We start from the raw sequence: 12,577 nt of genomic DNA, 5'->3' as shown, positions 1-12,577 counted from the left end.
GGCACCTCACTCGTCGAGGCGGGGCGGCCAGAGTGCTCCCGGCGGCCGCTCCCCGGCAAGTTGGACCAAGGGCCATCTGCGCCGGTCCCGCGATCGGGCGCAACATCGCCGCACCGATCGCCACCGAACCGGGAAGGACCCATGGCCAGCGTCCGCCTCGACGCAGTGCAGGTGAACTACGAACTCGCCGGCGCCCGGGGGCGCCCGGTCATCACCTTCCTGAACGGCCTCACGCAGAACGCGAACCTCTGGACGGCCTACGCGGACTACTTCGTGCCGCGGGGCTGGCGGGTGCTGGCCTACGACATGCTGGGGCAGGGGCGCTCGTCCAAGCCGGTGGTCGACATTCCCTTCGCGGCGCATGCCGACCTGCTGGCGCGGCTGCTGGACACGCTGGGCATCGCGAAGACGCACCTCGCCGGCATCTCCTTCGGCGGCGTGATCGCGCTGGACTTCGCCATCCGCCACGGGGAGCGCCTGGAGAGCCTCGTGGCCATGAGCACCTTCGCGGAACTCACGCCGCAGCTGGAGTTCCTCGGCACCGTGATGCTCCAAGGGCTGATCGAAGCCGGTTTCCCGTACATGCAAAGCATGCTGTACCCCATGAACATGAGCTCCGCCTGGATCGCGGCGAACCGCGAGCGCATCCCGGCGATGAAGCGCTCGGGCTACATCGGCAACGACGGCTACGCGATGCAGAACCTGATGGAGTCCTTCGTCGCGTTCCGCCCGCTCACGCCGCACCTGCACCGCATCGCCGTGCCCACGCTCGTCATGAACGGCGAGTTCGACTTCTTCACGCCGCGCGAGTGCCACGACCTGATCCGCAGCCACGTCGCCAACTCGCGGCTGGTGATCGTGCAGCGCGCCTACCACGCGTTCACGCTGGAGATGCCGGCCGTGACCATGCGCCAGATCGGCTTCTTCCTCGGCCAGGTGCGCGACGGCGACTGGGTCGGCGACCAGAGCGTGTGGGCTGCGGCGGAGAATCCCGCCGCGCACGCGCAGTGGCTCCCCATCCTGGGCGACTGGCGCCGGGCCATCCAGGTCGCGCCGCCGGAACCGCCGCCGGTGCGCACCGTCGTGCGCGCGCCCGCAAGATCGCAATCGCGCCGCACTGCAGCGGCCAGGGCGGCGGCGAAGCCATGATCGCCCCCGAACTCTACGACCGGGCCCGCGAGCGCATCGCGGAGCGCGGCTTCACGTCTGTGCTGCAGACGAAGATCGCCGTGCTGCTCTCGGCCGCCAAGACCGGCAACCTGGCGTTCCACGCGGCGATGCAGTGGGCGCCCGCGCTCGGGCTCGCGCAGCAGTTCGTGATCTCGCAGGCGTCCCGCGAGCTGGAGGCGATCACGCTGCTCGCGCGCACCACGCACTGGTCCGCTCCGCTGGCCGTCGGCACGGCGTGGCAGGTGGCGGCACCTCTCACCGCGGCCTGGAGCCGGGTGATGCAGCCTCCCGGGCCCTTGTTCAACCCCGCCGCGACCTACGCGGGCCTGTCGCTCGGACATGCGCAGTTCGCGCGCATCCGGCTCGCGCCCATCGTGCCGGAGGACGCGGACCCGCTGCAGCCGTTCGCCATGGCGCTCGCGCGCATCGAGCAGGAGAACGGCCGGATGCTGCAGACGCAGATCCGCCTGCTCAAGGTGCTCGCCGGCGACGTGCCGGTCGCCGAGCGCGAGGCGCGGATCGAAGCCGACCAGGTGCTCGTCGACGGCGTGATGACCGGGTTCCTGGACTGGCTGGCCGCGCCCGAGGCGGCCAGCCTTCCACCCACCGTTCCCTCCCCCTGGAGTCCTCCATGGCCCGCATCGCTACCGACACCGTCACCATGAGCTGCGTCGAGCACGGCAGCGGCGACAACGTCGTCCTCGCCGTGCACGGCAACCTGGGCTGCGCGAACTGGCTCGACCTGGTGCTCCCGCTGCTGCCGCCCGGCCTGCGCGTGATCGCGGCGGAGTGGCGCGGCTGCGGCGACTCGGACAAGCCGGCGCCGGCAGCGGACCATTCCAACTACTCCATGGCGGTGCACGCGCGCGACCACCTGGCGCTGCTGGACGCGCTCGGCATCCGCAAGTGCCACCTGTACGGCCACTCCACGGGCGGGATCATCGCGTCGCACATGCTGGCGATGGCGCCGGATCGCTTCGGCAAGGTGCTGCTGCTGGATCCGGTCACGCCGCTGGGGCTGCAACTCGCGCCGGGGCAGGTCGACGTGCTGACCGCGATGAAGAACGACAAGGACGTCTGCTTCGCGGGGCTGGCGAGCGCGGCGCCGACGCTGTTCCGCCCGGAGACGCTGGCGGCCGGCCAGGTGCCGCAGTTCGCGGGGACCGCGTCCGCCGCGCAGCGCGCCGTGTTCCGGCTGCTGGTGGAAAAGACACGGCTGCTCTCCGATGGCGTCTGGTTCGGCACGCCGCACAACCTGGCCCTGGAGTGGGCGTCGGGCGCGCTGGCGGAGAAGATGCCGAAGATGCTGCAGGAACACCTGGTGCTGTACGGGGCGATGGACTGGTGGATCCCGCGCGAGCACATGGACGTGATGGTGCAGAAGCTGCCGAAGGCGCGGCTGGAGCTGTTCCCCTCGATCGGGCATTCGATGAACCTGGAGCAGCCTTCGCTGTTCGCGCGGATCTTCTCCGACTGGTTCCGCGGCTGAACGCGTGGGCCCCCGGCGGCGCGGGGCGGCACGCATCGCGGACAATCGCCCCCCATGAGCAGCCAGGACAAGATGTTGGCCTTCCTCGACGCGTTCAGCGTCGACGCCCCGGTATGGTCCGCGGAGGAGCTGGCCGCGCGTTTCGAGCTGCCCTTGTCCACCTGCTACCGCTACCTGAAGTCCTTGCACCAGGCGGGCCTGCTGGCGCGCGTCGGCAGCGGCTCCTATGTCGTCGGTCCGCGCGTGCTGGCGCTGGACCGCATCTCGCGCCTCTCCGATCCCGTCTACAGCATCGGCAGCCCCGTGGTGGCCGCGCTGTCGAAACGCACGGGCTTCAGCGCGCTGCTGTCGGTGCTTTACAGCGATTCCGTCATGTGCGTGCAGCAGGTGGCGACCGAGGACGCGCCGGCCGGGCTCTTCGGGCGCGGCCAGCAGCGGCCGCTGGTGGCCGGTGCCACGGCCAACATCATCCTCGCCCACCTGCCGCCGCACCAGCTGCGCAGCGTGTTCGGCAAGCAGAAGGACAGCATCGCCGCCGCGCGCCTCGGCCACGACTGGGACACGCTGCGGGCGAAGCTCGCGGAGATCCGCCAGCAGGGCTACGCCTTCTCCGCCGGCGAGTACCGCGCGGGCATCGCGGGCCTGGCGGCGCCGCTGTTCAACAAGGACGGCGAGGTGCTGGGGAGCATCGCGCTCGCGACGTCCACGAAGTCGGAGCGGCTCGCCGAATTCAAGGCGCTCGCACCCGCCGTGATGAAGGCGGCTGCCGCCATTTCGGCCGGCATCGCCGAGAGTTCCAACGTGGTGGACCTGCCCGCCCGCGCGCTCGGCTAGCGAGGGCCGCGCTTGACGCGGCGGAAAAGTCTCCTACAATGTGAGAATCTTTCCGATCCCTCACCGCGGCCCCGCCGCGTCCGCATGACCCCCTCCCTGGACGAGATCCTCCGCAATAGCGTGAAGGAGAAGCTGGCCCGCGACGAAGTCGTGGCCTCGATGATGGTGCGCCTCGTGCGCGGCGTGGAGATCGCCCGCATCGCGAAGAGCGCCGGCTTCGACACCTTCTACATCGACATGGAGCACTGCTCCTTCTCGCTGGAGACCACGTCGCAGATCTGCATGGCGGCGCTGGAGATCGGCATCCCCGCCTTCGTGCGCGTGCCGGCCAACACCCCCGAGTACATCTCGCGCGTGCTCGATGGCGGCGCCGTCGGCGTGATCGCGCCGCACGTGCGCTCGGCGGAGCAGGCGGCCGAAGTGGTGCGCTACGCGCGCTTCGCGCCGCAGGGCGACCGCTCCGCCAACGGCGGCCTGCCGCACCTGCAGTACCGCAGCTTCCCGACGGAGCAGGCCAACCTGGCGCTGAACCGGCAGACCATGGTGATCCTCATGATGGAAGCGGTCGAGGCGCTGTACCGCGTGGAGGAGATCGCCGCCGTGGAAGGCGTCGACATGCTGCTGGTCGGCACCAACGACCTGACGGCCGAATGGGGCATCCCGGGCCAGTACGACGACCCGCGCGTGTGTGCCGCCTACGAGCGCACCATCGCGGCCTGCCGCAAGCACGGCAAGCACGTGGGCATCGGCGGCCTCGCCTCGCGTCCCGACCTGGTGGAGAAGTTCGTGCGCATGGGCGCGCGCTTCGTTTCCACGGGCACCGACCTGTCCTTCCTCATGGGCGCCTGCACCGCCAAGGCCAAGGCCGTGGCCGCGCTCACCCGCTGAATTCACAACAGGAGACTTCCCATGCAGTTCCCCCGCCGCACCCTGGCGAAAGCCGCTTTCGCCTTCGTCGCCGCCGCCTCGCTCGGCTCCGCCGCGTTCGCGCAAGGCGCGTTCCCGAACAAGCCCGTGAAGATCGTGGTGGCCTTCACCGCGGGCGGCCCGACCGACGTCGTCGCCCGCCTCATCGGCCAGAAGCTGACCGACAAGTGGGGGCAGCAGGTCGTCGTCGAGAACAAGCCGGGCGCCGCCGGCCTGCTCGGCTCCGAGTTCGTCGCGAAGTCTCCCGCCGACGGCTACACGCTGCTGATGGCGACCGCGGGCAACCTCACGGTCAACCAGCACCTGTACAGGAACATGAAGTTCGACCCGGTGAAGGACTTCTCGCCGATCGCGCAGACCGCCGCCGTGGACTTCGTGCTGGTCACGCAGCCGAACGCGCCCTTCCAGAACGTGAAGGAGCTGGTCGCTGCCGCGAAGGCGAAGCCGGACACCATCACGAGCGCGACTTCCGGCAACGGCGGCGCGCCGCACCTGGCCGCGGCGCTGTTCGAGAACGCGGCGGGCGTCAACCTGACGCTGGTGCCGTACAAGGGCACGGCCGACGCCGTGAACGCCGTCCTCTCCGGCCAGACGCAGCTCGATTTCGACGCCGCTTCGCAAGTCATGCCGCACATCAAGGCCGGCAAGCTCAAGCCGCTGGCCGTGCTGGGGCAGAAGCGTTCCGCGCTGCTGCCGGACGTGCCGACGATGGCCGAAGCGGGCCTGCCCTCGTACAACTTCAGCAACTGGTTCGGCCTCGTGGGCCCCGCTGGCCTGCCGAAGGACGTGCTGGAGAAGCTGCAGCGCGACGTCGCCGACGTGCTGAAGGATCCCGAGCTGCGCAAGAAGTTCGAAGGCATGGGCCTGCAACCCGGCAGCGGCACGGCCGCACAGTTCGAGGCGCTGGTCCAGGCGGATGCCGCCAAGTGGGGCGCCACGATCAAGGCCGCCAACATCGTCGCGGAGTGACGCGATGGGCATGACCATCACGGAGAAGATCCTGGCCCGTGCCGCGGGCCTGGACGCCGTGCGGCCCGGCCAGTTCCTCGATTGCCGGGTGGACCAGGTGGCCAGCATGGACCTGCAGGGCAAGCTGGTGTTCAACACCATCGGGAGCCTGGGCAGCGAGCAGCTGTTCGACCCGGCGCGGGTGGCGTTCACGCTGGACCACCAGAGCCCGGCGCAGACGGTGGCGATCGCCGACGTGCACGCGGCGATCCGCCAGGCGGCGAAGAAGTTCGAGGTGAAGAACCTGTTCGACGTCGGCAGCGGCATCATGCACGTGGTGATGCCCGAGCGCGGCCTCGTGCTCCCCGGCGAGCTGGTGGTCATGAACGAATCGCACACGCCCACCGGCGGCGCGATGGGCGCGGTGGTGATCGGCGTCGGCCAGACCGATGCCGCGGTTGCCGCGGCGCTGGGCGAGATCTGGCTGGTGGTGCCGGCCACGATCCGCGTGAACCTGCGCGGCACGCTGCGCGAGGGCGTCACGACCAAGGACGTCGCGCTGCACCTCATGAGCGTGCTCGGCTACGAACGCAAGGCGATCTACAAGACGATCGAGATCGGCGGCCCGGGCGTGAAGGCGCTGTCGATGGACGCGCGCTTCACCATCACGAACTACTGCTCCGACATGGGGGCGAAGTCCGCGATCTTCGAGCCGGACGCGGTCACGCTGGAATACGCCGCTGCGCGCGCGCAGCGGCCTTTCACGCCCGTCTGCAGCGACGCGGACTGCCGGTACGAGGAGGTCGTCGACGTCGACCTCGGCGCGCTCGAGCCGCTGCTCGCCTGCCCGCATGCGCTGGACAACATCCACAGCGTCGCCTCGCAGGCCGGCAAGGCGATCAACGAGGCCTTCATCGGCACCTGCACGAACGGCCGCTTCGAGGACCTGGCGGCCGCGGCAGCCATCGTCCGGGGACGCCAGGTTGCGCCCGGCGTCCGCTTCGTCGTCGTGCCGGCGTCGCGCGAGGTGTACCAGCGCGCGCTGAAGGCCGGCCACATCGCGACCTTGTCGGAAGCGGGCGCGCTGGTGTTCCCGCCCGGTTGCGGCCCTTGCATGGGCGAGCACAGCGGCGTGCTGGGCGCGGGCGAGGTGGCGATCAGCTCCGGCAACCGCAACATGGAGGGCCGCATGGGCAGCCCCGATTCCTTCGTGTACCTGGGCTCGCCGCAGACCGTGGCGGCCTCCGCCGTGTGCGGCGTCATCACCGACCCGCGCAAGCTCGCACCCTTGCCCCAGGAGGAGGTGGCCCATGCCTAGGACCATCCAGGCCGGCGCCTACCGCGTCGGCGACGACGTGAAGGCGCTGGAGATCATGCCCACGCGCTTCAAGAGCTCGAATGCGCTCTCGGACGCGGAGCTGGCGAAGGCGGCCTTCGCCGACCTCGACCCCGCCTTCTCCGCGAAGGCCCTGGCCGGCGAGTACGGCATCGTGGTCGCCGGGGTCAACTTCGGCGGTGGCGGCAAGACGGTGGAAGGCCCGGTGTTCGCGCTGCGCGGCGCCGGCGTGAAGCTGGTGATCGCGGAGTCGTTCGCGCGCTTCTTCCTGCGCAACGCGATCAACAACGCCTTCCCGGTGCTGGTGTGCCCCGGCATCCAGCACGCGGTGCAGACGGGCCAGCAGCTCGAGGTGGACCTGGACGGCGCCCGCATCACGAACGTGACGACCGGGCAGGTGCTGCAGGCGACGCCGCTTTCGGCAACCGCGCTGCAGATCATCGAGGCCGGCGGCCTGGTGCCGTATGCGCGCCGCAACCTGGCCCAGCGCGCATCGGCAACTCCCTGAATGGCAGGACGGTCCGGGGCGGCTACGATGGCGCCATGGACCTTTCCCGCTTCCCCCGCCGGCGTTACACGAACTTCGTAACCCCGCTCGAATTCCTCCCCAACTTCACCAGGGCGCTGGCCGCCAGCTGCCCCGGCGGCAAGGGCCCGCGCGTGTGGATCAAGCGCGACGACATGCTGGGCCTGTTCCCCGGCGGCAACAAGACGCGCAAGCTCGAATTCCTCGTCGCCGACGCGCTCGCGCAGGGCGCCGACACGCTGGTGACCTGCGGCGCGCCGCAGTCCAACCATTGCCGCATCACGCTCGCGGCCGCGGTGAAGGAAGGCCTGAAGTGCCGCTTCGTGATCGAGGAGCGCGTGCCGGACAGCTACGACGAGAAGGCGAGCGGCAACAACTTCATGTTCCGCCTGCTGGGCGTCGAGGCGATCACGGTCGTTCCCGGCGGCAGCAACATGGCCGCGGAGATGCAGAAGGTCGCGGAGCAGCTGGCGAAGGAAGGCCGCAAGGGGTACATCATTCCCGGCGGCGGTTCCAACGCCATCGGCGGCCTGGGTTACGTGGCCTGCGCGCAGGAACTGCAGCAGCAACTGTTCGACGAAGGCGTGCGCATCGACCGCCTCGTGGTGGGCTCCGGCAGCTCCGGCACGCATGGCGGACTGGTCGCCGGCTTCCTGGGCAACAACATCCGCATCCCGATCACGGGCATCGGCGTGAGCCGCGACCTGAAGGACCAGCAGCCGCTGGTGCTCAAGGAAGCCCAGGCCGTGCTGGACCTGCTGGGCGTCGATCGGAAGGTGAAGCCCGAGGACGTGGAATGCATCGGCGGCTACTGGCAGCCGAAGTACTCCGTGCCGAACGCGCGCATGGTGGAAGCCGTGCAGATGCTCGCGCGCACCGAAGGCATCCCGCTCGACCCGGTCTACACCGGCAAGATCATGGCGGGCCTGATCGGCCTCGCGCGCGAAGGGAAATTCAAGCCGGACGAGAACGTGCTGTTCCTGCACACCGGCGGCCTGCCGTCGCTGCATGCCTACGAGGCGACGGTGCTGGGCGAGGGCGGCGGCCTGCCGGCCTGAGGCTGCCGTGGCGGGCCACGTCGGCATCGTCGGCTGCTCCGCGGAGGGCGCGGCGCTCTGCTACCGCACGACCTGCACGGAAGGCACGGCGCACAGGCACCCCGAGGTGTCGATGCACACGCCTTCGCTGCACCTCTACGTCGAGCGGCTCGACGCGGGTGACCTGCAGGGCGTGGCGGACCTGATGCTGGCATCGGCGGAGAAGCTGGCGCGCGCCGGCGCCGATTTCCTCGTGTGCCCCGACAACACCATCCACCAGGCCTTCCACCTGGTGGAGCCGCGCTCGCCGCTGCCCTGGCTGCACATCGCCGACGAAGTGGCGCGCGAGGCGCAGCGGCGCGGCTTCCGCAAGCTGGGGATCACGGGGACGCACTGGCTGGTGGCAAGCGAGGTCTATCCGGAGCGGCTGCGTGCGCACGGCCTCGACTTCGCGCGTCCCACCGAGGCGGAGCGCCTGGAAACAGGCCGCCTGATCATGGACGAACTCGTTTGCGGCATCCAGTCGCCGCGGCAGGTGGAGTACCTGGCCGGCGTGATCGCAGGGCTGAAGGCGCAAGGCTGCGACGCGGTCGTGCTCGGTTGCACCGAACTGCCGCTGATCCTGAACGACGGCAATTCGCCGCTGCCCACCCTCGATTCGACGCGCCTGCTCGCCCGCGCCGCCTTGCGCCGCGCCGCCGCTATTCGGCCGTGATGTTGTTGGCCTTGATCAGCGCGCCGTACTTCGCGAGCTGGGCCCGCGTGGCGGAACCCAGTTCCTCGGGGCTGCTGCCGCGCGGCGTGAGGCCCTGGGCGGCGAGCTTCTCGCGCACTTCGGGATCGGCCAGCGCCTTCTGCACTTCGGAGGCGAGGCGGTGCGTGATGTCCCTGGGCGTCCCGGCCGGCGCCATGATCGCGAACCACGAGTTGAACTCGAAGCCCGGCAGCCCGGACTCGGACACGGTCGGGACGTCCGGGAACTGCGGCATGCGCTGCGGCGTGGTCACGCCGATCAGCCGCACCTTGCCGGCCTTCACCAGCGAGGTGACCGTCGCGATGCCCTGGAAGGCCGCGTCCACTTCCTTGCCCGCCACGCCCATCGCCGCCTGCGTCGCGCCCTTGTAGGGCACGTGCTTCATGTTCAGGCCGGACTGCGAGGCGAAGAGCGCCATGGCGATGTGCTGCGGGCTGCCGTTGCCGCCCGAGCCGTAGTTGATGGCGCCCGGCCTGCGCTTCGCGTTGGCGATCAGGTCGGCCGCCGATTTCTCCGGCGCGTCCGTGGGCACGACCAGTCCCCATTCCACGGTGGCCACCAGCGACACCGGTTCGAAGTCCTTGAGGATGTCCCAGGGCATCTTCGGATTCAGGTTCGGCACCATGGTCATGATGCTGTCGTTGAACCCGGCGATCGTGTAGCCGTCCGGCGCGGCCTTTGCCACGGTGCCCGCGCCGATGAGGCCCGCCGCCCCCGGCTGGTTCTCCACCACGATGGATTGGCCGAGGTTGCGGCCCACCTTCTCGGTCACGATGCGCGCGGCCGCGTCGACCGCGCTGCCGGCGGCCAGCGGCACGATCATGCGGATCGGCTTGTTCGGCCAGTTGGACTGCGCGTGCGCGCCGAGCGTGAAGGCGCCGGCGGCGAGCGCGAGGACGAGGCGACGGGTGTGCATGCTGGTTGTCTCCTGTGTTGTACGTTGTCAGCTGTCCTGCAGCAGGGGGATGCCCATCTCGCGCGCGAAGGTGTCGAGCTGGTCGTGCAGCGCGCGCGGCAGCGCCAGGCCTTCGCGCTCGTTCGCGAGCTTCTTCGCGTGGCTCTGTTCGCCGGGCATCCAGATGCGGTCCACGCCCGGCATGCGTTCGCTCGCGCGCAGTTCGCGCACCAGCTTGTCGACGCGTGCCTTGAACGCGTCGAGCTCGCCGAAGGCGTCCGGGTCGATGGCGACGATCGCCTGGCCGGTGTTGGTGATCGTGGTGTCGTCCTTGTTGAAGTCCACTACCTCGCTGCCCATGGCGGCGCCGTTCAGCGTGCCGGCGAGCAGGCCCACGATCATGGCGAGGCCGTAGCCCTTGTAGCCGCCGATGGGCATCAGGAAGCCTTCCTCGGCGCGCTTCGGGTCGGTGAGGGGCTGGCCCTGGCGGTCGATCATCCAGCCGACGGGCATCTGCTCGCCGCGCTGGGCCTTGGCCTTCACCTTGCCGTAGGCGGCCACGGTGGTCGCCATGTCGAGGACCACCGGCGGCTCTTCGCCCGCGGGCACCGCCACGGCGATGGGGTTCGTCGACAGCAGCATGTCGAGCCCGCCCCAGGGCGGCAGGTGGTTGGCGTTGCCGACGGCGAAGTACATGCCCACCATGTCGTGCCGCAGGCACATGCGCGCATACAGCGAGGCAGGACCCGCGTGATTGGAGACACGCGATCCGACCCAGGCCACGCCGCACTGCTTCGCCTTGGCGATCGCGATCTCGGCGGCCTTCTTCATCACGAGGTGGCCCATGCCGTTGTCGCCATCGACGAGCGCCATGGCCGCCTTCTCCTTGACCACGCGGATGTCGGGATGGAGGTTCAACCCGCCCGCGCGGATGCGGCGCGCATACGGCACGAGGCGGATCACGCCGTGGCCGTCGGAGCCCTGGAGTTCGGCTTCGGTCATCAGCTCCGCCACGGTGGCGGCATCGGCGCGCGGCAGGCCCAGGCTTTCGAAGGCGGTCGCGAGGAAGCGGCGCACTTGCGCCGCGGGGATGCGGGATTCAGGCATGCCGCATTCTCTGCAGGAGGGCGAGCACGGCGCAATCCGGGCTGCTCAGGACGGGGCAGGGCAGTTGCGCCTGCGCCGCAGGGGCGGCGGCCGCCATGGAGAACTGGGCGAGCATCACGGCATCGCAGTCGGCGAGCGCGCGCGCCGCCTCGGCGATCCTGCGGTCGTGGTCGGCGGCGCGGCCGGCGGCGAGGTCGTCCATGGCTTCGGGGACGAAAACGGTGCGCAGTTCGATCGCCTGGCCGCGTTCGCGGGCCATCGCCTCGAGCTCGTGCGACATGGAGCCCAGCGACGCCTGGAAGGTCGCCAGCAGCCCGAGCTTCCGGGTCGCGCCGCGCGCCGGAGTCGCGAGCGCCTGCTCGAACATGGCTTCGTTGGGCTTGAGCGTCGGCAGCCCGGTGGCGCGCCCCGCGGCCTCGATGGCCGGCCCGAAGGCGGAGCAGGTGAAGAGGATACCGCCGCAGCCGGCACGCTGGGCGTAGCCCGCGAGGTCCACGAAGCGCTGGACCAGGGCGTCGGTCAGCTTGCCGGCTTCCGCGCGGTCGACGGACAGGCTGTCGTCCAGCAGGTTCATGCGCCGCGCCTGCGGCCAGTGCCGCTCGAAGGCGGCGCGGATGGGTTCCACCGCGAGCGCGGTGGCGTGCACGAGGGCGATGCGCGGGACGCTCATCGCCGCATCCTAGCCGAGCTTCAGGCGGGCACTTCTTCGGTGGTGGCGCGGCGCAGCTCGCGGCGCTCCGCGAAGTCGAACCAGCGGCCGCGGTGCACGGTGGCCGTGTTGTCCCACATCACGAGGTCACCGACCTGCCAATGGTGCTGGTACACGAACTCGCGCTGCGTGGCGTGTTCCAGCAGGTCCAGCAGCAGCATGCGGCCTTCCGCGAGGGTCATGCCTTCGACCTGGCAGGCATGCACGCCGACGAACAGGATCCTGCGGCCGGAGCGCGGGTCCACCTGCACCAGGGGCCAGCTCGCCGGCGGGATGCTGTTCTTCTGCTCTTCGGTGTAGTTGGTGTCGCCGAGCAGGAAGCGCGAGTGCAGGGCGTAATGCAGGGCGTGCAGGCCTTCGACCTGCTTCTTGCGCCAATCCGGAAGAGCGTCGTAGGCCATGCGCAGGTCGGCGAACTCGGTCTCGCCGCCGAAACCCGGAACCGTCACCGCCGAGAGCATCGAGTACTTGGCGCGCGGCTTCTGGAAGGAGCTGTCGCTGTGCCACAGCTGGTTGGCCACGTTGCCGACGATCTTCGCGTGCTCGCGGTCGGCCACCTCGCCGTCCACCTTCACGTTGGAGATGTCGGCGAGCTCCGCGTACTTGAAGCGGTGCGGCCCGCCCTTGAGCTTGCGCAGCCCCAGGTCCAGCGGGCCCAGCGCCTTGGCGAACGCGATCTGCTCGTCCTGCGTCAGCGGCTGGTTGCGCCACACGAGGACGGCGTGCGTGTCCATCGCGTGCTCGATCTCCTTCACCTGTTCCGGCGTGAGGGGCCGGCGCAGGTCGATGCCGCTGGCTTCGGCGGCGAAGGGTTGCAGGGGTTTCAGCTGCAGGCTCATCTCGGG

At 70.1% G+C, this 12,577-nt stretch carries 14 protein-coding genes; 10 read left to right on the top strand and 4 right to left on the bottom strand.

Annotated features, from left to right (window positions below):
- The first annotated feature begins 141 nt into the window (after positions 1 to 141).
- The 10 genes from H8N03_RS15635 (at position 142) to H8N03_RS15590 (ending at position 8,982) form a co-directional block, all read left to right on the top strand.
- Positions 142 to 1,149, top strand: coding sequence for an alpha/beta fold hydrolase (locus tag H8N03_RS15635; RefSeq protein ID WP_187077130.1), 1,008 nt, complete (start codon positions 142 to 144; stop codon positions 1,147 to 1,149).
- Positions 1,146 to 1,835 carry a hypothetical protein gene (locus tag H8N03_RS15630; RefSeq protein WP_187077129.1) on the top strand — a complete coding sequence of 230 codons (690 nt, stop codon included), beginning with the start codon at positions 1,146 to 1,148 and terminating at the stop codon, positions 1,833 to 1,835. Before H8N03_RS15635 ends, H8N03_RS15630 begins: the two co-directional genes overlap by 4 nt.
- Positions 1,802 to 2,659 (top strand): alpha/beta fold hydrolase, encoded by an 858-nt coding sequence (locus tag H8N03_RS15625; protein WP_187077128.1) that lies wholly within the window; start codon positions 1,802 to 1,804, stop codon positions 2,657 to 2,659. The genes H8N03_RS15630 and H8N03_RS15625 overlap by 34 nt, the downstream gene beginning before the upstream one ends.
- A gap of 54 nt (positions 2,660 to 2,713) precedes the next feature.
- A complete protein-coding gene (locus tag H8N03_RS15620) occupies positions 2,714 to 3,493 on the top strand; it encodes an IclR family transcriptional regulator (protein ID WP_187077127.1) in 780 nt (259 codons plus the stop codon).
- Between the two features lie 84 nt (positions 3,494 to 3,577).
- Complete coding sequence (locus tag H8N03_RS15615) at positions 3,578 to 4,381, top strand: HpcH/HpaI aldolase family protein (protein ID WP_187077126.1); 804 nt, start codon at positions 3,578 to 3,580, stop codon at positions 4,379 to 4,381.
- A 21-nt stretch (positions 4,382 to 4,402) separates the two neighbouring features.
- Positions 4,403 to 5,389, top strand: coding sequence for a Bug family tripartite tricarboxylate transporter substrate binding protein (locus H8N03_RS15610; protein WP_187077125.1), 987 nt, complete (start codon positions 4,403 to 4,405; stop codon positions 5,387 to 5,389).
- A gap of 4 nt (positions 5,390 to 5,393) precedes the next feature.
- On the top strand, positions 5,394 to 6,686 hold the full coding sequence (locus tag H8N03_RS15605; protein WP_187077124.1) for a 3-isopropylmalate dehydratase large subunit: 1,293 nt from the start codon (positions 5,394 to 5,396) through the stop codon (positions 6,684 to 6,686).
- Positions 6,679 to 7,212, top strand: a complete 534-nt coding sequence (locus tag H8N03_RS15600; protein WP_187077123.1) for a LeuD/DmdB family oxidoreductase small subunit — start codon at positions 6,679 to 6,681, stop codon at positions 7,210 to 7,212. Before H8N03_RS15605 ends, H8N03_RS15600 begins: the two co-directional genes overlap by 8 nt.
- 35 nt (positions 7,213 to 7,247) lie before the next feature.
- A complete protein-coding gene (gene cuyA / locus H8N03_RS15595) occupies positions 7,248 to 8,288 on the top strand; it encodes a D-cysteate sulfo-lyase (RefSeq protein WP_187077122.1) in 1,041 nt (346 codons plus the stop codon).
- Positions 8,289 to 8,295: 7 nt separating this feature from the next.
- Positions 8,296 to 8,982, top strand: coding sequence for an aspartate/glutamate racemase family protein (locus H8N03_RS15590; protein WP_187077121.1), 687 nt, complete (start codon positions 8,296 to 8,298; stop codon positions 8,980 to 8,982).
- Here the strand turns inward: H8N03_RS15590 and H8N03_RS15585 are convergent.
- From H8N03_RS15585 to H8N03_RS15570, 4 genes are read right to left on the bottom strand one after another with little or no spacing between them, the layout of a single operon-like run.
- Positions 8,969 to 9,937 (bottom strand): Bug family tripartite tricarboxylate transporter substrate binding protein, encoded by a 969-nt coding sequence (locus tag H8N03_RS15585; protein ID WP_255428235.1) that lies wholly within the window; start codon positions 9,935 to 9,937, stop codon positions 8,969 to 8,971. The genes H8N03_RS15590 and H8N03_RS15585 overlap by 14 nt on opposite strands.
- Before the next feature lie 27 nt (positions 9,938 to 9,964).
- On the bottom strand, positions 9,965 to 11,023 hold the full coding sequence (locus H8N03_RS15580) for an Ldh family oxidoreductase (RefSeq protein WP_187077120.1): 1,059 nt from the start codon (positions 11,021 to 11,023) through the stop codon (positions 9,965 to 9,967).
- On the bottom strand, positions 11,016 to 11,693 hold the full coding sequence (locus tag H8N03_RS15575; protein WP_187077119.1) for an aspartate/glutamate racemase family protein: 678 nt from the start codon (positions 11,691 to 11,693) through the stop codon (positions 11,016 to 11,018). The genes H8N03_RS15580 and H8N03_RS15575 overlap by 8 nt, the downstream gene beginning before the upstream one ends.
- A gap of 20 nt (positions 11,694 to 11,713) precedes the next feature.
- Complete coding sequence (locus H8N03_RS15570) at positions 11,714 to 12,571, bottom strand: TauD/TfdA dioxygenase family protein (protein ID WP_187077118.1); 858 nt, start codon at positions 12,569 to 12,571, stop codon at positions 11,714 to 11,716.
- Between the last annotated feature and the right edge of the window lie 6 nt (positions 12,572 to 12,577).

Origin of the sequence: Ramlibacter cellulosilyticus (genome assembly GCF_014297465.1) — a bacterium.
In the GTDB taxonomy this organism is placed as follows: Bacteria; Pseudomonadota; Gammaproteobacteria; order Burkholderiales; family Burkholderiaceae_C; genus Ramlibacter; species Ramlibacter cellulosilyticus.
Note: the sequence above shows the minus strand (reverse complement) of the source record. Positions and strands in the feature narration are given on the sequence as shown.